Source organism: Marinobacter sp. (assembly GCF_052094685.1).
Taxonomy (GTDB): Bacteria; Pseudomonadota; Gammaproteobacteria; order Pseudomonadales; family Oleiphilaceae; genus Marinobacter.
This window is the reverse complement of sequence record NZ_JBQDKB010000003.1, coordinates 69,566-89,694: the sequence shown is the minus strand read 5'-3', so window position 1 is coordinate 89,694 and position 20,129 is coordinate 69,566. Positions and strand designations below refer to the sequence as shown.

General features: G+C 53.0%; 19 protein-coding genes. 9 read left to right on the top strand and 10 right to left on the bottom strand.

Annotated elements, in window-relative coordinates; all coding sequences use genetic code 11:
- Positions 1-407: 407 nt before the first annotated feature.
- The 5 genes from ACTH3S_RS01405 (at position 408) to ACTH3S_RS01385 (ending at position 8,753) form a co-directional block, all read left to right on the top strand.
- Entirely contained in the window at positions 408-1,385 is a 978-nt protein-coding gene (locus ACTH3S_RS01405; RefSeq protein ID WP_441807230.1) for a TAXI family TRAP transporter solute-binding subunit, read from the top strand.
- A 94-nt stretch (positions 1,386-1,479) separates the two neighbouring features.
- Positions 1,480-3,660 carry a TRAP transporter permease gene (locus ACTH3S_RS01400; protein ID WP_441807229.1) on the top strand — a complete coding sequence of 727 codons (2,181 nt, stop codon included), beginning with the start codon at positions 1,480-1,482 and terminating at the stop codon, positions 3,658-3,660.
- A 98-nt stretch (positions 3,661-3,758) separates the two neighbouring features.
- Positions 3,759-5,573 (top strand): sensor histidine kinase, encoded by a 1,815-nt coding sequence (locus tag ACTH3S_RS01395; protein ID WP_441807228.1) that lies wholly within the window; start codon positions 3,759-3,761, stop codon positions 5,571-5,573.
- Positions 5,570-6,922 (top strand): sigma-54-dependent transcriptional regulator, encoded by a 1,353-nt coding sequence (locus ACTH3S_RS01390; protein ID WP_441807227.1) that lies wholly within the window; start codon positions 5,570-5,572, stop codon positions 6,920-6,922. Before ACTH3S_RS01395 ends, ACTH3S_RS01390 begins: the two co-directional genes overlap by 4 nt.
- A 136-nt stretch (positions 6,923-7,058) precedes the next feature.
- Entirely contained in the window at positions 7,059-8,753 is a 1,695-nt protein-coding gene (locus tag ACTH3S_RS01385) for a methyl-accepting chemotaxis protein (RefSeq protein ID WP_441807226.1), read from the top strand.
- Between the two features lie 53 nt (positions 8,754-8,806).
- Here the strand turns inward: ACTH3S_RS01385 and ACTH3S_RS01380 are convergent, their stop codons facing one another.
- The 3 genes from ACTH3S_RS01380 to ACTH3S_RS01370 form a co-directional block, all read right to left on the bottom strand.
- A complete protein-coding gene (locus tag ACTH3S_RS01380) occupies positions 8,807-10,162 on the bottom strand; it encodes a PhoH family protein (protein ID WP_441807225.1) in 1,356 nt (451 codons plus the stop codon).
- A gap of 78 nt (positions 10,163-10,240) precedes the next feature.
- Positions 10,241-10,732, bottom strand: coding sequence for a CBS domain-containing protein (locus ACTH3S_RS01375; protein ID WP_441807224.1), 492 nt, complete (start codon positions 10,730-10,732; stop codon positions 10,241-10,243).
- A gap of 73 nt (positions 10,733-10,805) precedes the next feature.
- Positions 10,806-11,546, bottom strand: coding sequence for an START domain-containing protein (locus ACTH3S_RS01370; protein WP_441807223.1), 741 nt, complete (start codon positions 11,544-11,546; stop codon positions 10,806-10,808).
- A 137-nt stretch (positions 11,547-11,683) separates the two neighbouring features.
- On the opposite strand from ACTH3S_RS01370, the gene ACTH3S_RS01365 reads away from it, so the two are divergent.
- Positions 11,684-12,691, top strand: a complete 1,008-nt coding sequence (locus tag ACTH3S_RS01365) for a DUF2804 domain-containing protein (protein WP_441807222.1) — start codon at positions 11,684-11,686, stop codon at positions 12,689-12,691.
- 54 nt (positions 12,692-12,745) lie between these two features.
- Here ACTH3S_RS01365 and minE read toward each other — a convergent pair whose 3' ends face one another.
- From minE to ACTH3S_RS01340, 5 genes are all read right to left on the bottom strand, one after another.
- Positions 12,746-13,000 (bottom strand): cell division topological specificity factor MinE, encoded by a 255-nt coding sequence (minE, locus tag ACTH3S_RS01360; protein WP_441807221.1) that lies wholly within the window; start codon positions 12,998-13,000, stop codon positions 12,746-12,748.
- Positions 13,001-13,003: 3 nt separating this feature from the next.
- Positions 13,004-13,816 (bottom strand): septum site-determining protein MinD, encoded by an 813-nt coding sequence (minD, locus tag ACTH3S_RS01355; RefSeq protein WP_441807220.1) that lies wholly within the window; start codon positions 13,814-13,816, stop codon positions 13,004-13,006.
- Positions 13,817-13,895: 79 nt separating this feature from the next.
- Positions 13,896-14,651, bottom strand: coding sequence for a septum site-determining protein MinC (gene minC / locus ACTH3S_RS01350; protein WP_441807219.1), 756 nt, complete (start codon positions 14,649-14,651; stop codon positions 13,896-13,898).
- Positions 14,648-15,037, bottom strand: a complete 390-nt coding sequence (locus ACTH3S_RS01345) for a HopJ type III effector protein (RefSeq protein WP_441807218.1) — start codon at positions 15,035-15,037, stop codon at positions 14,648-14,650. Before ACTH3S_RS01345 ends, minC begins: the two co-directional genes overlap by 4 nt.
- Positions 15,037-15,315 carry a DUF1244 domain-containing protein gene (locus ACTH3S_RS01340; RefSeq protein ID WP_441807217.1) on the bottom strand — a complete coding sequence of 93 codons (279 nt, stop codon included), beginning with the start codon at positions 15,313-15,315 and terminating at the stop codon, positions 15,037-15,039. The genes ACTH3S_RS01345 and ACTH3S_RS01340 overlap by 1 nt, the downstream gene beginning before the upstream one ends.
- 115 nt (positions 15,316-15,430) lie before the next feature.
- On the opposite strand from ACTH3S_RS01340, the gene dinB reads away from it, so the two are divergent.
- On the top strand, positions 15,431-16,495 hold the full coding sequence (dinB, locus tag ACTH3S_RS01335; protein WP_441807240.1) for a DNA polymerase IV: 1,065 nt from the start codon (positions 15,431-15,433) through the stop codon (positions 16,493-16,495).
- A gap of 2 nt (positions 16,496-16,497) precedes the next feature.
- Here dinB and ACTH3S_RS01330 read toward each other — a convergent pair whose 3' ends face one another.
- Positions 16,498-17,070 carry a phosphatase PAP2 family protein gene (locus ACTH3S_RS01330; protein ID WP_441807216.1) on the bottom strand — a complete coding sequence of 191 codons (573 nt, stop codon included), beginning with the start codon at positions 17,068-17,070 and terminating at the stop codon, positions 16,498-16,500.
- Positions 17,036-18,268: a glycosyltransferase family 4 protein gene (locus ACTH3S_RS01325; protein ID WP_441807215.1), complete on the bottom strand. Its 1,233-nt coding sequence runs from the start codon at positions 18,266-18,268 to the stop codon at positions 17,036-17,038. Before ACTH3S_RS01325 ends, ACTH3S_RS01330 begins: the two co-directional genes overlap by 35 nt.
- Before the next feature lie 102 nt (positions 18,269-18,370).
- Between ACTH3S_RS01325 and ACTH3S_RS01320 the strand changes: the two genes are divergently transcribed.
- Entirely contained in the window at positions 18,371-19,408 is a 1,038-nt protein-coding gene (locus ACTH3S_RS01320) for an NADP(H)-dependent aldo-keto reductase (protein WP_441807214.1), read from the top strand.
- A 243-nt stretch (positions 19,409-19,651) separates the two neighbouring features.
- The gene (locus ACTH3S_RS01315) at positions 19,652-19,975 is read left to right on the top strand and encodes a hypothetical protein (protein ID WP_441807213.1); all 324 of its coding nucleotides are present in this window, start codon (positions 19,652-19,654) and stop codon (positions 19,973-19,975) included.
- Positions 19,976-20,129: the final 154 nt, after the last annotated feature.

Sequence of the window (20,129 nt, the reverse complement as noted above, 5' to 3'; positions counted from 1 at the left end):
CAATGAGCGCAGGTTAATGGTTTGAAGACTAAATATCAAACCGGTAATAAAAGCCCGAATAGCCAGGCTTTATCGCTAAGGACGATTAAAAGCGGGCCAAGTGGTGAAGGAAAGTATTTAGAATACGAAAGAGCGGTCGCTCTAAAACGGGCTATAGCGCGGGGAGCAGGCCCGTTGGGGCCAAGGATAAATGGCAGGAAGAAGTTGTGGTGGGATTTAACCCATAATCCACCATTAATGGGTGAGAACGTACCCAAATTTCAGCGTAATTTTTTTAATTTCCTGAAACTTACTGTTTTGTAGGCTCTTTTTTGAAGTGGCCTATTCCTTGCTTTTCCTTTTCCATCGAAGCCCCTCCGGGCTCCGTCGAGCACCCAATAAACAAAATGAATCAGGGAGCATTCTCTATGAAGACCCAAGCCATTATGGCGGTGGCATTCGCCTCTACTTTTGCTGTTGCCAATCCAGTTGTTGCCCAAGATAAGGCGGGATGGCCGGATAACTTTACTGTTGGAACGGCCAGTCAGGGCGGTACATACTTCGCCTATGGTTCTGGTTGGGCTAACTTTGTTGCAGAAAGCCTGGGTGTTTCTGGCGGTGCTGAAATTACGGGCGGCCCCATGCAGAACATGGCACTGGTACACACCGGTGACCTTAAGTTCGGTTTAACCACCATGGGCCCAGCTCAGGAATCTATGGATGGCAACAGCCCGATAGCCCCAGGCATGAAGATGGACAACGTGTGCGCCATGTTCCCCATGTACGAGACGCCTTTTTCGGTGACGGCGCTGAGCAGTTCTGGCATCAAGTCTATTTCTGATATTCCAGATGGCGCCACCATCGGTTTCGGCCCAGCTGGCTCAACTTCTGATACTTATTTCCCGCGCATGATGGAAACCCTGGGTGTGGACTTTGAGCGCCGTAACGGCAGCTGGTCTGACCTGGGCGGCCAGCTTCAGGATGGTTTGATTGATGTTGTGGCCTTTGCCGCAGGCATTCCTATTCCGGCGGTAAGCCAGCTCGAAGTTCAAACCGATGTAAACATCATTGGCATGACCGATGCGGAAGCAAAAAAGGTAACGGATAGCTTCCCGGTATCTGAATTCACCATTCCGGCTGCTACTTATCAGTCGTTGAATGAGCCTTCGCGTGTAGTGTCCATGTGGAACTTTGCCATGGTGAACTGCGACATGCCCGAAAGCTTTGTGTATGAAATCACCAAGCTGACTATGGAACAGAACGACAGAATGGTGTCTATCCACAAGGCAGCCCGTAACTCTGTTCCAGAGAACTACAGCAAGAACAAGGTTCTGCCTTGGCACCCAGGTGCAGCTCGCTGGTTCAATGAAAACGGCTATACCATCGAAGAAAGTAAGATCAAATAAGCTGTTGATCTGAACGGCGCAAAGAAGGGGGCCGCAAGGCCCCCTGTACAATCGCTGGCACCTTGCCGGCTCCGATTTGCTGGCAGGACACCCAATGACACTCGAACGACACCCAAAAGACTTTTCCGATGTGGAGGTGGGCGAAGATCACGTGCTTGCCCATAACGTGGACGAAGAGCCCGTAGAGGCAAATCGCAGGCTTTTTGAAGGCAGCATGTTGAAGTTTGTGACGTTGCTGGCGATTGCTTACTCCGCGTTTCACCTCTACTCCCTGAACATCGCGCCGATGGAAACCTGGTCGTTCCGAATTGTGCACATTGCCGGGGCATTGGTTCTGGGGTTTGTTCTGTTTGCGGGTGCACGGTTTGTGTCTACTGAAGAAGGCTCGGCGCGCCATAGATGGACAACCTGGATTGGGGCGGCGGCGCTCATTCCGGCCTTTTACACGCTGTATCAAACATTTTCGTTCTGGCAGTTGGTTCAGAACGGCGCCATGCGGATTCCTGTAGAGCTGGAAACCTGGCACTTTGGTTGGCCGCTGCTGGCGGCAACGGGTGTGGGTATTGTGGTGAGCTGGTTCCACCAGCGCGAACGCTCGCGCTTCAGTGTGCCGGATCTGGTTCTGATTGTGTGTTCAATTGCCGTTGCCGCGTATTTTCTTGTGGCTTATAACACCTCCATGCGCATGTCTACGGGCACCTCGTTTGCACCGGTCGGTATTTCGTTTGCTGCGGTTGCGGGCACCGCGTTGATTATGGAGCTTACTCGCCGGGTGGCCGGTTTGGCTCTGGTGGTTATTGGGCTGATCTTTCTGGTGTATGTGTTTGCTGGCCCCTATTTGCCGGGCTTCCTTGGTTACCCTGGGCTGTCGGTAAAACGCTTTTTTAGCCAGGTATATACCGACGCGGGCATTCTTGGGCCCACCACCGCGGTGTCGTCCACATACATTATCCTGTTCATTATTTTTGCGGCGTTTTTGCAGTTATCCAAAGTGGGCGACTACTTTGTAAACTTCGCGTTTGCCGCTGCTGGGCGCTCGCGTGGTGGCCCGGCCAAGGTCTCCATTTTCGCCTCAGGCCTAATGGGTATGATCAACGGCACCAGTGCCGGTAACGTGGTATCTACCGGTTCGCTGACTATCCCGCTGATGAAAAAAGTGGGTTACAGCAAAAAATCTGCTGGTGCGGTGGAAGCGGCCGCGTCTACCGGTGGCCAGATTATGCCTCCGATTATGGGGGCCGGTGCCTTCATCATGGCTGAGATTACCGGTATTCCTTATACCGAAATCGCCATTGCCGCCATTATCCCTGCGATACTGTATTTTGCCTCTGTGTACTTTATGGTCGATTTTGAAGCGGCAAAAACCGGCATGCGCGGCATGCGCGAAGACGAGCTGCCAAAGCTACGTACCATGGTGAAGCAGTGCTATCTGTTTATACCGATCATTATTTTGATTGTGGCGTTGTTTATGGGCTATTCAGTTATACGCGCCGGTACTTTGGCCATGATTTCTGCAGCAGTTGTCAGTTGGTTTTCGCCAAACAAGATGGGCATTCGCGAGGTTTTGAAGGCGCTGGAAATTGCCTCATACATGGCCATACAGATTATTGTGGTGTGTGCGGCTGCGGGCGTTATCGTGGGTGTTATCTCCCTGACTGGTGTGGGTGCCCGCTTCTCGGTACTGCTACTCGATGTGGCTGCAACCAGCCAGCTGCTCGCGCTGATCTTCGCTATGTTTATCTCTATCCTTCTGGGTATGGGCATGCCAACAACGGCTGCTTATGCGGTTGCCGCCTCAGTGGTTGCGCCTGGCCTGGTACAGCTCGGAATTGAGCCGCTGACGGCCCACTTCTTTGTGTTCTATTTTGCGGTGGTGTCTGCTATTACGCCGCCGGTCGCGCTGGCTTCCTATGCGGCCGCCGGTATTTCCGGTGCCAACGCGATGGAAACCTCGGTAGCTTCGTTCCGGATTGGTATTGCGGCGTTCATCGTACCCTTCATGTTCTTCTACAACGGTGCGCTGTTGATGGAAGCAGGGTGGTTTGATATTGCCCGGGCATTGGTTACCGCACTGTTTGGTGTGTACATGCTCTCTGGCGGTGTGTTGGGCTGGTTTGGCAATGTGACAGCCTCTTGGCTGGCTCGTTTGCTGCTGATTGGCGCAGCGTTGTTGATGATTGAAGGCGGCTTTGTATCCGACCTGGCAGGTATCGCGCTTGCGGTAATTGTATTCCTGATGCAGCGCCAGCGTAAGAGCCGCCTGGCTGCTGCCTGAGCTTTCCGGCAATTGCCGGCCTTTGTCCCCCGGCCCTTGTCCTTCAAGGGGCCGGGGGATACTCTGGCGTCCTTTAACGGTGTTGCGAGAACCGGGATATGTCCTACCGGATAGGCGCTTTTGTTGTATTTTTGTTCACCCTCACGGTGTCCTGGATGCTGGGTGGCTGGGTTGGCTACCGGCAGGTTGAACAGGACAGCCTTGAGGAATCTTTCCGTTATCGGCAGCTTGTGGGCAACGAGCTAAACCGGTATCTGCCTATTCCCGAACTGATGGCGGAGCATCCTTTGCTTGCGGCCGCTCTGAGCTCTCCAGATAACCCCGCAATCATTCATCAGGCCAATGAAAAAATGCAGCGCATGGCCACCATTGTTGGCAGCTCTGATGTTTATCTGATGGACACAACCGGCCTGACTATTGCCGCCAACAACTACCAGCAGACGGGTAGTTTTGTGGGGCGAAATTTCAGTTTTCGGCCTTACTTCTATAACGCCATGGATAAGGGCGGCTCCGCCATTTATTTTGCTTTGGGTTCTACCTCCCGGGTGCGCGGGTTGTACTTTTCTCACCCGGTGCGTGATGGGCAAGGGCAGTTGCTGGGTGTGGTGGCGGTGAAAGTGCTGGTGCACGAGCTGGAATCCCAGTGGCACAGGCCAGCCTCTGTTCGTGAGGCTGAAATGGTGGTGCTGGATGAAGCTGGTGTGAGCTTTTTGGCCAGTAAGCCAGATTGGCTGTATCGGGATTTCACCGGCGATGCCGAAAAAGCGCCGGGTGAGGCATCGCGACAACGTTATCCCGATAGGAATTTAAAGCCCGTGTCTCTAAAATACCTTGGTAAGCCGCCAGGTTTGTCGGGCTCATCTGGAACCTTGCGCATACGGGAGAATGGTGGAGGCCGTGAGTATTTGAGTGTTCGCACACCCTTACCTAGGCTGGATTGGACGCTACAAGTTATGGTGAGCACCCGCTCGGTGGTCTGGACACGGCTTGGATTTGTGGCAGGCGGTATTGCGATATTCTTTGGCGCTCTGCTGGCCTGGCTCTACTTGCGGGAGCGCTACCGTCGCGAAGCGGAATTGGCTCTGAGAGGGGAGCAACTAGAGCTCAGCGTTACCGAACGAACGGCAGACCTGGAGCGCTCCAATCGCAAATTGCTGGACGAAATACGAGAGCGTGAGCGTACTCAGGTCGAATTGCGCGAGACTCAACAAGAGCTGATTCAGGCGGCTAAGCTGGCGGTGTTGGGGCAGATGTCTGCGGGCCTTAACCATGAAATGAGCCAACCCCTTACAGCCATTCAGACCTACGCCAGAAACAGCCGCCGTTTCCTGGAAAAGGGCGCCGCCGATATGGTGGACGCAAACCTTAGCGAAATAGTGCTTTTGTGCGACAAAATGGCGGAGCTTACTCGCCAATTTAAGGTGTTTGCCCGAAAGTCCGAAGGCCCCCCAACCATCGTAGATTTTCGCCTGTCAGTGGATGCATCCCTGAAAATCATTGCGGCACAAAAAAGCAGTGCGGATATCGATATCCGATGGAGACGTCCTGAACAGCCGGTTTGGTGCCACGGCGACCTGATCCGCATTGAGCAGGTGATGGTAAATCTGCTTGCTAACGCCGTGCAGGCTGTGGAAAACCAAGAGCAGCCAAAAATCACCATAGATGTGGAAGAGCAGGGCGAGATTTGGCGCTGTTTTGTGCGAGATAATGGCTCTGGGCTTCCGGCAAATTCAGAACAGATTTTTGAACCTTTTTTTACCACCAAATCCGTTAAACAAGGGCTTGGGTTAGGGTTGTCTATCTCAAGGCAGATTGCCGATGCCCTGGGTGGCCGGCTTACCGGGCGCAATCGTATGGATGTGCCGGGTGCGGAATTTGAATTTACCCTAACAAAACGGGAGGCCACGGAATGACAGAACCCTCGGTAATCTTTGTAGATGACGAGCCCCACATTCGCCAGGCCATTGCTCAAGCGCTCACCCTTGAAGACCTGCCTGTGAGTTGTTTTTCTGATGCAGAATCGGGCCTTTGTGCCATTACGCCAGAATACAACGGCGTGGTGCTGTGTGATTACAACATGCCGGGAATGGATGGGCTTGAGATGCTGAGTGCAATTCAGGCTATGGATAAAACCATCCCCGTTATCATCCTGACCGGTCAAGGCGACATCAGCACGGCGGTGTCTGCTATGCAGCAGGGCGCTTACGACTTTATTGAAAAACCTTTCAATCACGATGAGTTGATTGAGCTGCTTCGGCACGCGCTGGAGAAACGGCATCTTGCCTTGGAAAACCGTCGACTTAAGGCCCAACTGCGCCATTTAGCGCGGCCTGGCCCAAGGATTCTTGGCGACACCCCAAGCATGCAGAAAGTGATGGATACCATCACGCCGATTTTGGATATATCTGCCAATACGTTGTTATTCGGCGAGACGGGTTCTGGCAAGGATGCGCTGGCCCGTTATATCCACGAGAACAGTCCACGGGGTGCCCACAACTTTGTGGCGATCAATTGCGGCGCCGTGCCGGAAAACCTCATTGAGAGCGAGCTTTTTGGCCACGAGGCGGGGGCGTTTACCGGGGCAGACAAGCGCCGCATCGGTAAAATTGAGCATGCTCACCGTGGCACTTTGTTTCTGGATGAAGTGGAAAGCATGCCCATGCCGTTGCAGATCAAGCTGCTTCGGGTACTTGAAGAGCAAAAAGTGGAGCGCCTGGGCAGTAATCATGTGCAGGATGTGGATGTGCGCATTATTGCGGCCACCAAATCGGATCTCAAAGCGCTCAGCAATGAAGGCAGTTTTCGCGCTGATCTGTATTACCGGCTGAACGTGGTGAAAGTGGATATTCCGCCCTTGCGCGAGCGCAAAGAAGATATACCCATGCTGTTTCACCACTTTGTACTGATTGCCGCTGCACGTTACGACAGGGAGAGCATTCCACTGGATGCCAGCCAAGCTGCACGGTTGATGCATCACAGCTGGCCCGGAAATGTTCGTGAATTGCGTAACCTTGCTGAGCGCTATGTGCTGCTTGGTCCGGCTGCGCTGAATGAAAGTGAACCGGCGGCCAAGGCTGATGTGAGTGGCCGGCGAACCCTCACGGAAATGATGGACAGCTTTGAGCATTCGGTGCTGACCAGTGCTCTCAATGCTTGTCAAGGCAGCATCAAGGACACCATGGTGCAGTTGGGTGTTGCCCGAAAAACCCTCTACGACAAGATGAAAAAGCACGGTCTGGATAAGGCTCAGTTTAAGGACTGAGCTCGGTTACATTCTGTATACAAAATACGCATGACCCTTAATGATAATTCACGGGGTTACTCTGTATTATCGCGTTTCTTTGCTGCGGGCGAATGCTTCCGTCCATCCTCTGTAATAGATAGAAGACCTACCTGATATGAAAAACCTGACCATTCAGACAAGAGTGCTGTTGCTGGCACTTGTGCCTGTGATCCTGCTTACCGTGTTTCTAACTACCTATAATCTTAACCAAGCCAAAGGCATGGGCGACGAAGCGCTGGCAGGGTTTTACTCGGATATGGAGTCGAGTAAGCGCCAGGAGCTGAGAAACTATATTGAGTTGGCACTCTCCTCGATTACCCACCTGTACAACCAGCCAGGCTCAGCAAACGACCCTCAGGTTCGTGAGCAGGCATGGGAAATTCTGCGGCAATTGCGCTTCGACGATTCCGGCAGTCTGGGTTATATCTTCGCCACTGACACCCGTGGCCTTACCGTTATGCATGGCGCAAATCCGGCGCTGGAAGGCCAGACCCTCTGGGACACTAAAGACCCCAATGGAACTTACCTGATCCGCGAACTGGTAAAGGTGGCTCGTGGCGGCGGTGGCTATGTTTCCTATGAGTGGAGGAACGAGAACACAGGTGACGTCGCGCCGAAACTTGGCTATGCAGTGATGATTCCGAATTGGGACATCATGATAGGTACGGGGTTCTGGGTGGATGGCCTGGATAAGCAAGTCGCTGCCATGGACAAGAAAGTGGGCGACTCTTTAGGTAGTGCCGTCATTGGTTCAATAACCACCTCACTGATCGCGTTGGCTATCATCGTGTTTTTAGCCCTGATTGTCGTACGCAGCATAATCCGGCCGCTAAAATCAGCCGTGTCTGCCATGAACGATATCGCCAGTGGCGATGGAGACCTGACCCGTCGATTAGAGATAAGCGGCAAGGACGAGCTGGGCCAACTAGCGACGGCCTTCAACAGCTTCGCTGATCAGGTACACGGATTGGTGGAGCAGGTTCTCTCATCCACCCGCACGCTGAACGAAGCGTCTGAGGAGCTGAATCAGGTGATGGGAGAGACAGAGCAAGGCGTAGAGCGACAGAAATCTGAAAGTGACCAAGTGGCGACCGCCATGAACGAGATGACGGCTGCAGCGCAAGAAGTGGCCAATAACGCCAGTGAGGCCTCTGATGCGGCCGATCACGCCAATGTTCAGGTGTGCGATGCGCAGGGCTTGGTGCACCAGACTATCGAAGTGATCGGTGGTCTGTCTGAGCAGGTTGAGCAAGGCGTTAAGGTAATTGAAAAACTGGGTGCAGACTCCCGTCAGATCGACACAGTCTTAGAAGTAATACGCGAGATTGCCGATCAGACCAACCTGCTGGCACTCAATGCGGCCATTGAAGCAGCTCGTGCTGGGGAGGCTGGCCGAGGATTTGCGGTGGTCGCGGATGAGGTTCGCACGCTGGCCAGCCGAACTCAAAAGAGCACTCAGGAAATACAGGAAACCATAGAGCGATTGCAAACGGGGGCCGACAACGCGGTGAAGCTAATTGGCTCGATCAGTGAGCGCAGTGAGGCTACCATTGCAGAAACCCGTCAGGTGGACAAAGCCTTGCAGCGGATTAACCAAGCGGTTGGCACCATAAATGATATGAATACCCAGATTGCCAGCGCGGCGGAAGAGCAGACTAGCGTCTCTGAAACCATTAACCAGAATGTTCATGAGATTGTTGCGATCACAGAGCAGACTGCTCAGGGAACGCGCCGTGCAGGAGCTGCAACGCAGCGCCTTAAAGGGCTGGCGAAAGACATGTCAGACCAAGTTAGTCGCTATCGTGTCTAACTTATAGAACCTACAAAAAACCGAGCCTCCGCTCGGTTTTTTGTAGGTCTGTATCAGAGATTGGCTTCTGCAAACTCCGCTAACAGTGAACGCGGTACACCTTGTAAGTGGATGTGGCCACCGTGGCTGAAGCTTTTGAAGCGTTCTGTCATGTAGGTCAGGCCGGAACTGAGAGCGCTCAGGTAGGGGGTGTCAATCTGTGCCAGGTTGCCCAGACAGATCACCTTGGAGCCATTGCCGGCACGGGTGATGATGGTTTTAATTTGGTGCGGGGTTAGGTTCTGGGTTTCATCAATAATAATCAGGCTATGCTGAAAGCTACGACCCCGAATGTAGTTCATGGATTTGAAGTGCAGTGGCACCTTGCTGAGAATGTAATCCACACTGGCGGTCATGTTTTCGTCATCTTCGTGCAGTGCTTCCAGGTTGTCCACGATGGCGCCCAGCCAGGGCTCCATTTTCTCCGCCTCAGTGCCAGGCAAAAAGCCGATGTCTTCGTCCAACCCTTGGGTTGAGCGGGTTGCAATAATCCGCTTGTAGAGCTTGCTGGCAACGGTCATCTCTATGCAGGCCGCCAGTGCCAGAATGGTTTTACCAGAACCCGCCGACCCGGTGAGGTTAACCAGATGCACGTCTGGATCAAGCAGTAGGTTCATAGCCATGGCCTGGTAGATATCTCGAGGTACTAGCCCCCAGACCTCCTCGTTCATCAGATCGTGCTGGCTCAGATCCCTGATAACCACTTGGGTATCGGTGATGTCGGTGGCCCTGCCTACAAATCCCTGCTCATCAAGCACAAACTCGTTGATATGAAGCTTTTTGAGCGCGCCTTCGCGCTTAAGAATATGCTCAGTTGCCCCTTCTCGCTGCACAGTTTCCACTTTGGCAATGGTATCCCAGAAAGAATTTGGGAATTCGTGATAGCCCTTGGGCAGCAGATCAATGTCGTCAAGCAGTTGGTCGTTGTGGTAGTCCTGGGCCTCAACACCAAAACCACGGGCTTTAAGCCGCATGTTGATGTCTTTGCTTACCAGAATGATATTCCGTGAAGTGTCCCGTTCCTGCAGTGCGGCCAGGGAATTAATGATCTTATTGTCGTTCAGGTGCTCCGGCAACGAATGATTGCCGGTGTGCTCGGCGCTCATTAAAATAGAAAGGGTGCCCAGAGGCTTTGCCATCGTGGCTCGTACGATGGGTACGCCTTTTTCTATGTCCTTCGGGCTGGCATCGCCAAGCAGCCTATCAATGGTGCGGATCGCCTGGCGACAATCTGCCGCCACACTTTGTTTGCCGGATTTTAGGCCGTCGAGCTCTTCAAGCACGGTCATTGGAATGATGACATCGTGTTCTTCAAAGTTGAGCAGGGCATTGGGGTCGTGAATCAGGACGTTGGTATCGAGGACGTACATTTTTCTTCGAGCGTGCGGTGCTATTTCCGCTGCTCTTTCTGATGTTCTGGGCATAAGAGGCGCTACCTTTGTGATGGATCAGTTGTTACGGGCGCAGCGTTTCGTAAGCTCCTCATCCGAGATGATTTTTAGCATGTCGTAAGTGGTTACAATACCGGTAATCTTTGACTCCCGAGTGACAAAAATTCGGTGTAGGTGTTCGCTCATCATTATATTGGCAATGTCGCGCACCGGTGTGGTTTCGTCAACCGATAATACGATGGGTGTCATAATATCCCGAACCTCTACCGGCACTTTTCCCATTTCTTCAAACATCACCATGCGCAAACGCCGGGCTTCCTGCTGCTCATCTGCTGTGAGTTGTCTGGTGGTATTGGAGCGGTTGGCGTTCCAGCGAAATTCGGTGATGTCTTTGAGGGTAGCAATGCCGACAATCTCGCCGGATTCGTCGGTCACAGGACTGCCGGTAATTTCGTTGTCGGTTAGAAACCTGGCCAGACGATCCATCGTCCAGGATTGCGGTACCGCCTTGATGCTAGGCGTCATTATCTCGTATGCGCACACGGTCATTAGGTGTTTTCTACCTTGTGGAGTCCTTTCTCCAGAGCTTAGCGTTTCACGCTCTGCCAGTCACCTTTCACTCTCAGGTGTCGGTCGGTTTTATGACGTCAATCAGTTGACCATCTTGGTTGTATAACAGGCGAAAGCCTTGATAACGCTCCATGCCCGATACCCTCTCCAGCTCCTCTATGGAGCTCATTGGTATATCAACCAGAAGTGTATTAACCAGCCAGCCGGGCAGGGAGCCATTGGGGTCTGTGTGTTGTAGCCATATCATTCGGGTTTTGTTGTCTTCGGGAATAAAGCGGTACAGGGTGTCTGAGCGATCAACTCTAACGCGGTTGCTGTTTTCTGCTCGCTTGCCCGAGATGGCGCTCATTTTCATGGTGATCTGTTCGGAAGCCTCATCGCCTTGTGTTCGGATGTGCAGAACATAATCTCGATCTGTTACCGGCCAAGGCATGTCGTTTACGGAGTAGGCGTGGCGGTCATTAAAGTTGCCTTTCCCCACTCCGTAGGATTCGGAGCAATTGAGCACCCACTCCATACAGGAAGTTGGGTTCACCATAACTGCCATAACCGCTTCGATGGGGGCATCAAGCAGAGCTTCCGCTTTGAACACCTGAAAGCTGGAGTCGTTCTGATCCATTGTATAAATGCGGATTTCGCCTGATTCTTCCCGTAGGATCCATGCCTCGCTGTCTTCAGCGGGCAACGCAGCACGGGCGGTGGCTGCCGCCATTACAGAAACCAGCAAAGCGCAAATTACACCGCTGATGACTGAGGCCCAGCCTTTAAAACCATGGGCTCCGGGCTTTCTCATAAGCTACACTTCCTTGGTGATAGTGGGCTGAGTCTAACATGAGATGTTGGGCATTTTGGCTCCAGAAACAGGGGATTGTGAACCAGGTAGCCGCCCGGTGGAGCAGTTCGTTAAATTGGCCTGATTTGACGAAGACCATGACCATAAAAAAACTGATTAATGCAAAGGGGCACATCACGCCCGGAGTGCTGAACCAGCCAGTAGATGAAATAAACTACCTGGATTACGACCTGCGAACGGTGATGGACCGGCCGCGCTCCAAACTGGCCAGGCGCTGGCGGTTTAACCAGTTCCAGTTTGTGAGCGTCACCGGCCCTGGGTGGGTATTCGGCATGGCCTTGGTGGATTTAAAGTTACTCGGAAGTGGTTTTTTCTACCTCTACGACTTCGCATCTGGGCAAATGTTTGAGCACAGCTTTATGAGCCCTCTGGCTTTGGGTACCCGGATTGAGCCATACCCAGAACACGGCTCGGCCTCGTTCAATAAGGGGGATGTTTCTATGCGCATCTTGCCTTTTGATGGCGGTAGAACAGTCTCTGTATCTGCACCTGGAGGTATTCGCATAAAACTGACACTGAAAGAAGATAATGATCCTCTACGGCTGGTTTGCCCTGCAGGCTATAGCGGCTGGGTATTCACTCGGAAGTCCGCAGGATTGGCTGTGGAGGGTGAGATTCTCTGGGATCATCGCATCTGGCGCTGTGATGAAGCCACCCGCGGCGCCGTCGATTGGAGTTGCGGTTTTATGCGCCGTGAAACCGCCTGGAACTGGGCAAGCATAGCCGGGCAACTGCAGGATGGCCGGCCGATTGGGCTTAACCTAGCGGCGGGCGTTAATGAAACAGGGATGACAGAAAACGCTCTGTGGCTGGATGGTCGGTGTCAGAAGCTTGGAGCGGCTCGCTTTCGTTTTGATCGATACCTTGCTGGCAGTGACTGGCACGTAACCACGGAAGATGGCCGGGTTGATCTGCACTTTGTGCCGGCCGCGGCGCGTAAAGAAAAACTCAATGCGGGGATACTGGCGTCCAACTTCAGGCAGTACGTAGGCACATACAACGGAACCATAACGGATGAAAGCGGCGCAAAAATTGCCATTCAGGGTTTGCAGGGGTTGGTGGAGGATCATTTCGCGAGATGGTAATGAAAAATGCCTGCTCGCATACACGGGCAGGCATTTTGTTAGCCAGAGCTGGTTCTAGCGTTCGGGCAGGGTGACGTTCAGTTCCAGAACGGAGCAACTGTCGTTGCGGTCCACCTCTACCTGAACCATGTCGTCACTGATTTGCACGTATTTGCGGATAACCGCCAATAGCTCCTGCTGCATTTGCGGCAGATAATCTGGCTGATCACGCTGGCCGCGCTCGTGGGCCACGATAATTTGCAGACGCTCTTTCGCCACGTTGGCGGAAGAACCTGGTTTCTTGCTTTTGAAATAATCGAGGAAACTCATCCGTCAGCCTCCCTTAAACATCCGTGAGAAAAAGCCCTTCTTCTGGGCCGCCATGAAGCGGTGTTCCCGCTCCTCGCCAAGAAGGCGCGCAACTGCGTCGTCGTAAGCCTGGCCTGCATCGCTTTCTGCTTCGAGAATAACGGGCAAACCCTGGTTCGACGCGTTGAGCACAATCTGGCTTTCCGGAATAATGCCCAGCAGTGGAACAGCAAGAATTTCTTCGACATCCGCTACCGAAAGCATTTCGCCACGCTCAACCCGCTCCGGGTTGTACCGAGTCACCAGCAGGTGTTCCTTAACTGGATCCTGGCCCATTTCTGCGCGGCGAGATTTACTTTGCAGTATGCCGAGAATTCGATCGGAATCCCGTACGGAGGAAACCTCTGGGTTGGTCACCACAATGGCTTCATCTGCGTAATGCAGCGCCATCTGCGCACCATGCTCGATACCAGCGGGGGAGTCACAGATGATGTAGTCGAAGGTTTCAGACAGCTCGTTGATAACTTTCTCAACGCCTTCTTTGGTGAGGGCTTCTTTTTCTCGGGTTTGGGAGGCCGGGAGGATATAAAGCGTATCAACCCGCTTGTCACGGATCAGAGCCTGATTCAGCGATGCCTCGCCCTGTATGACGTTTACAAAGTCATACACCACACGGCGTTCGCAGTTCATGATCAGATCGAGGTTGCGCAGGCCCACGTCAAAATCTACCACCACGGTTTTATAGCCGCGTTTGGCAAGCCCGGTGCTGATAGAGGCGCTGGTGGTTGTTTTGCCAACGCCGCCCTTTCCTGAGGTAATGACAATAATTCTAGCCAAGGTCTATTTCCTGTGTCTCGATGGATTCGTCGTGTCTGCCGGATATAGCCCGGTCAAATTATTTTGTTCGATTCCAGTGTCAGGCCTTGTCCAGTGGCGCTACCACCAACAGTTCGTCCCTGAGCTGAATCTGCACAGCGCTTTTCCAGCCATTGTCCTGAAGATCTTCGGAGATTTTATAGTGTCCAGCGATGGACACAAGCTCTGCCTCAAGGGATTGGCAGAAAATTCTTGCAGATTCGGCCCCATGAATGCCCGCAAGCGCTCGGCCGCGCAGTGGGCCGTAAACATGAATGTTGCCTGCAGCCAGTACTTCCGCACCTGCCTGAACCGGTGCCAGAATAATCAGGTCGCCCTCTGGAGCATGGATTTGTTGGCCTGACCTTACTGGCTGATTGATGATTTTGGCCGGGGCCGCCTCCGGAGCTGCTTGTGGTGCCGGTGCAGCAGGCGATTCTGTTTTTTCGACGGTGGCCTGGGCTTCGTGAGCCCGATCTCGTTGACCGCCTCCAGGCATCAGAGCCAAGGCAGCGCCCCGGGCGAGGCGTCGCTGGTCGTCATTGCCGCCGCGAACGCCGACAACGTGAATTTTATTGTGCCGACAAGTGCCGATAATTTTGAAGAAATCCAGTTCACTGTTGAGGCCTTCGTACTTTTCCAGGCTGATAATGAGGGGGATGTCGCGAAAAAAGCCAGGTGCCTGGCTTATTTTGTCTTTCAGTGTTTCTTCAAATTCGTCGCTATCGAAATAGTAGAGTTCCAGCGCGGTCATGGATACGCTGGCACTTTTTAGCTGAAACACTTGTTGTACCCCGGAAGTGGCGGTGTCGCTCATGAGTGGGTCTCTTCCCTGGTGTCTGGCTCGAATGGGGTGCGGCGCGGGCGCAACGGCGTGTCTTCAAAACGTATGCCAGACCAGCCTGTGCTGATGAACTGGCGAATATTGCTGTGATTTTCCCCGGCGGGATCGTTCAGCACCTGCTGGTAATGTTGGGCAAACAGTTTCAGCGTGTCGGCCTCATTTAGGCTGCAGTAAAGGCCTAGGCCGAATATTCGGCATGATCCGGCGTTTTCCTCGGCGGCATTGAATACCGGCCCGTTGTGAAAGCCGGCGGGGTTGTAGTCAAAGTGCCGTTTGATCAACGCCATGGTGTCGTCAAAATCTGCATGGCCACCATCCAGCGAAGCTAAGTGGATGCGTACTGCTTCGTTTACGTTCATTACTTGTGATCCTGTTTCGGACCTGTCTGGTGTAGGGCTTTCCATTCTTCGTATGGCATGCCGTAAATTTCTTCCCGGGCCGCAGGGTCTGAGAGTTCGTGGCCCCGCTCGATGGCTTCCGCCCGATACCATTTGGAAAGACAGTTTCGGCAGAACCCGGCAAGATTCATCAGATCTATGTTCTGAACGTCGGGGTTGTCACCCAAATGCTTAACCAGGCGACGAAAAGCCGCGGCTTCGATTTCAGTGCGTTCAGAGACTGGAATGGGGTTCGACATGGGACCTCATCATGGTGTTCGGTGGTTGTCATGGAGATTCCTGACATTCTCAGCATCTTACTTTAAGATACAAGGCTGTATAAATGTACAGAAACCCGACGCGAGCTCAATGATTATGCCTCAACGCAAGATCATCCACGTGGATTGTGACTGCTTTTATGCGGCCGTTGAGATGCGTGATGACCCAACATTGCGTGATGTTCCATTGGCGGTAGGCGGTGAGGGCGGCCGTGGTGTGGTGACAACCTGCAACTATAAAGCCCGGGCTTTTGGTGTGCGCTCAGCTATGCCAGGGGGCGAAGCCCGACGCCTATGCCCCGGCCTGGTTACCGTGCCGCCGGATATGGCCCGTTACCGAGTGGCCTCACAAAAGGTAATGAGCATCCTCAGGGAATTGACTGATCTGGTTGAACCTCTGTCTCTGGATGAAGCCTTTCTGGATGTATCTGAGATTACCGACCATCGGGGTAGTGCCACTCTAATGGCCCGCTACCTGCGAGAGCGGGTAGAAAAAGAGGTGGGCATTACCATTTCTGCTGGCGTCGCCCCCAATAAATTTCTTGCCAAAATTGCCAGTGATTGGAAAAAGCCCGACGGATTGTTTGTGGTAAAGCCCGACGATGTGGATGACTTTGTTCGCGAGCTTAAAGTGGAGAAACTGTTTGGAGTAGGGCAGGTAACTGCCGGAAAACTACATGCGCTTGGCGTTCAAACATGCGGAGACATACAGGCGCTGGGCGTTGATGTGCTGATCGAGCGTTTTGGTAAGCAGGGTTATCGATTGTACGAGATGGCCCATGGCCGGGATGAACGGTCGGTAGTGGTGTCTAGAATTGCTAAATCTGTGAGTGTAGAGCGCACCTTCTCTCAGGACTTGCCAGATACAGCCGCTTGCGAAACCGTGCTGGCATCGCTGGCGGCGGATCTCAACCTACGGCTAACTCGCAAGGCGCGAGAGAAGCCCATCCACAAACTGTTTATCAAAATACGCTATAGCGATTTTTCTACCCATACACTGGAGCGTGTGCGGGAAAATATAAAAGAGCCGGGGTTTGTTGATTTCCTGCCATTGCTTACGGAGCTGGTAACCAATCGCGAGCGGCCTGTTCGCCTGCTGGGCCTGGGTGTACGTTTTCGTAGTGATGATGCGCCCGTTACCCAGCTACGGTTGTTCGACTGAGATCAGCCAGGAAACAAGGGGAGAAAGTCGTTGAAAAAGCACAGTGCTGACAGGTAACCCATCAGCCCTCCTATGAAGGCGCCAGCTACAACGTCGGAGGGGTAGTGCAGGCCCAGTACTATTCGGGAGGCAGCCACGCTCAAGGTAAATGGAGCAGCGGCCAGTGCCAGTTTAGGTGTCGTCATGAACAGCATAGCCTGAAAGCAGGCGGCGTGAAGGGTGTGTCCCGATGGGAAGCTGTAACGGTCTAACGGTGGCGTGCCGCAATTGATTGATGGAAACGATATAAACGGTCGCTCGCGTATCAGCCAGCGTTTAAGAAGCTTGTAGGTCAGGGTGCAGGTCAGCCCTGTTAGAGCCATTAGCAGCGCCAAACCTGCACCAGTCTTGGGCTCGATGACGGGGATCGCCAAGATCAAAGCGTACCAGAACCATCCATCGCCCAGCCGGCTAACCAGCTGAAAATAACGCATCGCTAGCCGGAATCTAACGATTTGGTTAATGCACTGGCAGAAGGCGTATTCACGCTGATCCGCCAGCTCAAAGAAGCGGGATGCTTTGCTTGTGTCTGGCATAGTATCGAGCCTTTGGGTTTTGGTTTAATACGAGTTTTTCGAATTGTTCGATCCGCGAATCCCAGCTCAGTTTGAGCGCATCCAGCCGGGCTTGTGTGCGAATACGGTTGAGCAGGGTTGGTTGATTTGCCAATCGGAGAGCCCCGCTTATAAACCGATCATCCTGCGTCAGTGGAGCCTTTATGCCGTTTTCCTCATGGCGAATATGTTCGCGGGCGGCGGCATCGTCGTAAGCAACGACTGCGAGGCCGCTGGCCATTGCTTCAAGCACAACGTTCCCAAATGTGTCGGTTTTACTGGGGAACAGGAATAGGTCGCCGGATGCATAATGGCGGGCGAGATCAGGGCCGCTTTGGGTACCGCAAAGAATATAGTCCGGATGTTTTTCAGCTAACTGTTTTCGCAGGGGGCCATCCCCCACCAGCACAAATTTAGCCTTGGGGTGCAGTGTGCGGATGCGCTCGTAACATGCCACTGCCATTCGAAGGTTCTTTTCTGCTGCTAGCCGCCCCACATAAACGACCGCACGATCGTTTTCTTTGAGTCCCCAGCGCGCACGCAGAGACTCATCCCGCTGGCGTGGTGAAAAGCGGCTGCAATCTACCCCGCGACTCCAAAGACCGGTTGGCGTTATGCCCATGTCCGCGGTGATTTCCTGCATTTTTTTTGTGGGGACCAGTGTGATTGCTGTGCGGTTGTGGAACCAGCGGCCATAAGCGCGAAGCAGCTTTTCCAAAGCCCCAACGCCGTAGTACCGGCTGTATTGGTGAAAGTTGGTGTGAAAACCGGAGCAAACAGGAAGCCTCATCTTTCGTGCTGCAGAGACAGCGGCTATGCCTAAAGGCCCTTGGGTGGCTACATAGATTGCATCCGGACGGTTCGTTTGCCAGAGTCGCCGGAGTTCGCTGCTGCGGGCTATGCCAAAACGCAGATCCGCATATCCGGGCAGGGGTAGGCCTGTTGCAACATACTCGCTGGCAAACAGCGCATCGCCTACGCTCGGCATCAAACCTTTTTGCTCGTGACGTTGCGTTGGGCGTACAACAGTCACGTGGTGTCCGCGCTGCATTAGCCCCTGGCAAAGGTGCTTCAATGTGTTGGCAACCCCATTGATCTCCGGCGGAAACGTTTCGGAAACGATGGTAATGTGTTGCTTTCGCGGGCTGGCCTGGCTGGTTTCGATCACGATGTTTCCCATGCTTTTTTTAACATGCCTTTACTATGGAAACTAAGAGTGACAGTGATGCGACATTCCAATGACATTCTCTTTACTTGTTCAACAACTTGAAGCGGAGACACTATGCAAACCCGAAAGCTCGGCAATACAGACATTGATGTCAGCTTGATATGCCTGGGAACCATGACCTGGGGTGAGCAGAACACCGAGCAGGAAGCTTTTGAACAGCTGGATTACGCCACCTCTGAAGGTGTGAATTTTATTGATGCGGCAGAAATGTACCCGGTGCCACCGCGGGCGGAAACTCAGGGCCTAACCGAGACATATCTGGGCAACTGGTTGGCGAAATGCGGCCGCCGTGACGATCTAGTGATTACCTCAAAAGTCGCGGGGCCGGGAAATGGGTTGAGCTATTTGCGCAATGGCCCACGCCTGACCCGCGATCATATTATTGAAGCCTGTGATGCCAGCTTGAAACGCCTGCAGACCGATTATATCGATCTGTACCAAGTGCATTGGCCGGACCGTAGCACCAACTTTTTCGGTGCGCTTGGTTATCAGCCGGATCCAAAAGAGCAGTACACGCCGATTGAGGAAACACTAGACGCACTGAATGAGTTGGTTAAAGTTGGAAAAATTCGCCATGTAGGGATTTCCAATGAGACCCCCTGGGGCACGATGGAATACCTGCGCTTGGCCGGAAATAATGGCTGGCCGCGGATTGCCAGTATTCAGAATCCATACAGTTTGCTAAACCGGTCTTTTGAGGTGGGCATGGCAGAAATAGCTCATCGGGAACAAGTGGGCTTGCTGGCCTATTCGCCTCTGGCCTTCGGCATGCTGTCGGGCAAGTACCTGGACGGTAAATGGCCCGAAAAGGCACGCTTAACGTTGTATGAGCGGTTTAGCCGCTATACCAGTGAGAGAGGCATGGATGCGACTCGAGCATACGTGGAGCTTGCCCGGCAAAACGGTTTGTCTCCGGTTGAGATGGCTCTGGCTTATGTGAATACCCGTAGCTTTGTGACTAGCAATATTGTTGGTGCCACCACTATGGAACAGCTCCGGGAAAATCTGGGGTCGCTCCGGGTGAATCTTAGCTCGGATGTTCTGGAAGCCATTGAGGCGATTCACCAGGAATTTACCTACCCCTGTCCTTAACGGAGTGCGCTAGCCACAGTTGACCTAAGATATTGAGCCAAAGGGAATTGGCTAATTCTGACGAGGGTGGCGGTTACATTCTGCAATATTGAGGATCATTCCTTGACAAAAAACGAGCCATTCCGTGACAAAAAAACGGAGCAATCGTGTGCAAATTCACATCTTTTTGCCAGTCAGGGGTTAGACTTTAGCCTAGGGTATAAGTAAACTTCACTTCCGGTTAAGAAGGTCTTCGTAAGTATCATGATTATTCGCATCTTTGTCGCTCTACTTGTTCTCAACGTTGCTGCGTTTGTGGTTCGCGCTGAAGCGTCTGAGCGCGCGTTTGATGGGCAGAGCGAAATCACGACCACCGAAGATGTTTATCAGCTGCAGCAGCAAAGATCTGGCGATTTTGATGAAGACAACACCTATGCCGTTACCGAAATCGGTTCGCGGTTGTTGAGCCTGTCTCTGGTGCGCACAGGTAACACCGGCAAGCATTACGCTTCTCAGCCTGCTCAGGCAGACCATGGCATTGCGTTGTTGAATGAGGGTGCCTGCTTAAACTTGAAGTGGAACTTCTGATCGTCTAGCTTGCAAAACTCAGTTCGCCTTTTGGCCTTTATCCCGTTTTACTTGAATATTACCTGACGCCCCCCCTTCTTCTCTCCCTATTCTCTGGCTACCGCTGTTTAACGTCGGATTCATGATCTGGTGCATTGTCTGTGTGCATGCGCCG

Coding starts and splice junctions, on each gene's coding strand:
- ACTH3S_RS01405 (WP_441807230.1), top strand. CDS start 408: ATGAAGACCCAAGCCATTATGGCGGTGGCATTCGCCTCTACTTTTGCT.
- ACTH3S_RS01400 (WP_441807229.1), top strand. CDS start 1,480: ATGACACTCGAACGACACCCAAAAGACTTTTCCGATGTGGAGGTGGGC.
- ACTH3S_RS01395 (WP_441807228.1), top strand. CDS start 3,759: ATGTCCTACCGGATAGGCGCTTTTGTTGTATTTTTGTTCACCCTCACG.
- ACTH3S_RS01390 (WP_441807227.1), top strand. CDS start 5,570: ATGACAGAACCCTCGGTAATCTTTGTAGATGACGAGCCCCACATTCGC.
- ACTH3S_RS01385 (WP_441807226.1), top strand. CDS start 7,059: ATGAAAAACCTGACCATTCAGACAAGAGTGCTGTTGCTGGCACTTGTG.
- ACTH3S_RS01380 (WP_441807225.1), bottom strand. CDS start 10,162: ATGTACGTCCTCGATACCAACGTCCTGATTCACGACCCCAATGCCCTG.
- ACTH3S_RS01375 (WP_441807224.1), bottom strand. CDS start 10,732: ATGACCGTGTGCGCATACGAGATAATGACGCCTAGCATCAAGGCGGTA.
- ACTH3S_RS01370 (WP_441807223.1), bottom strand. CDS start 11,546: ATGAGAAAGCCCGGAGCCCATGGTTTTAAAGGCTGGGCCTCAGTCATC.
- ACTH3S_RS01365 (WP_441807222.1), top strand. CDS start 11,684: ATGACCATAAAAAAACTGATTAATGCAAAGGGGCACATCACGCCCGGA.
- minE (WP_441807221.1), bottom strand. CDS start 13,000: ATGAGTTTCCTCGATTATTTCAAAAGCAAGAAACCAGGTTCTTCCGCC.
- minC (WP_441807219.1), bottom strand. CDS start 14,651: ATGAGCGACACCGCCACTTCCGGGGTACAACAAGTGTTTCAGCTAAAA.
- ACTH3S_RS01345 (WP_441807218.1), bottom strand. CDS start 15,037: ATGAACGTAAACGAAGCAGTACGCATCCACTTAGCTTCGCTGGATGGT.
- ACTH3S_RS01340 (WP_441807217.1), bottom strand. CDS start 15,315: ATGTCGAACCCCATTCCAGTCTCTGAACGCACTGAAATCGAAGCCGCG.
- dinB (WP_441807240.1), top strand. CDS start 15,431: ATGCCTCAACGCAAGATCATCCACGTGGATTGTGACTGCTTTTATGCG.
- ACTH3S_RS01330 (WP_441807216.1), bottom strand. CDS start 17,070: ATGCCAGACACAAGCAAAGCATCCCGCTTCTTTGAGCTGGCGGATCAG.
- ACTH3S_RS01325 (WP_441807215.1), bottom strand. CDS start 18,268: ATGGGAAACATCGTGATCGAAACCAGCCAGGCCAGCCCGCGAAAGCAA.
- ACTH3S_RS01320 (WP_441807214.1), top strand. CDS start 18,371: ATGCAAACCCGAAAGCTCGGCAATACAGACATTGATGTCAGCTTGATA.
- ACTH3S_RS01315 (WP_441807213.1), top strand. CDS start 19,652: ATGATTATTCGCATCTTTGTCGCTCTACTTGTTCTCAACGTTGCTGCG.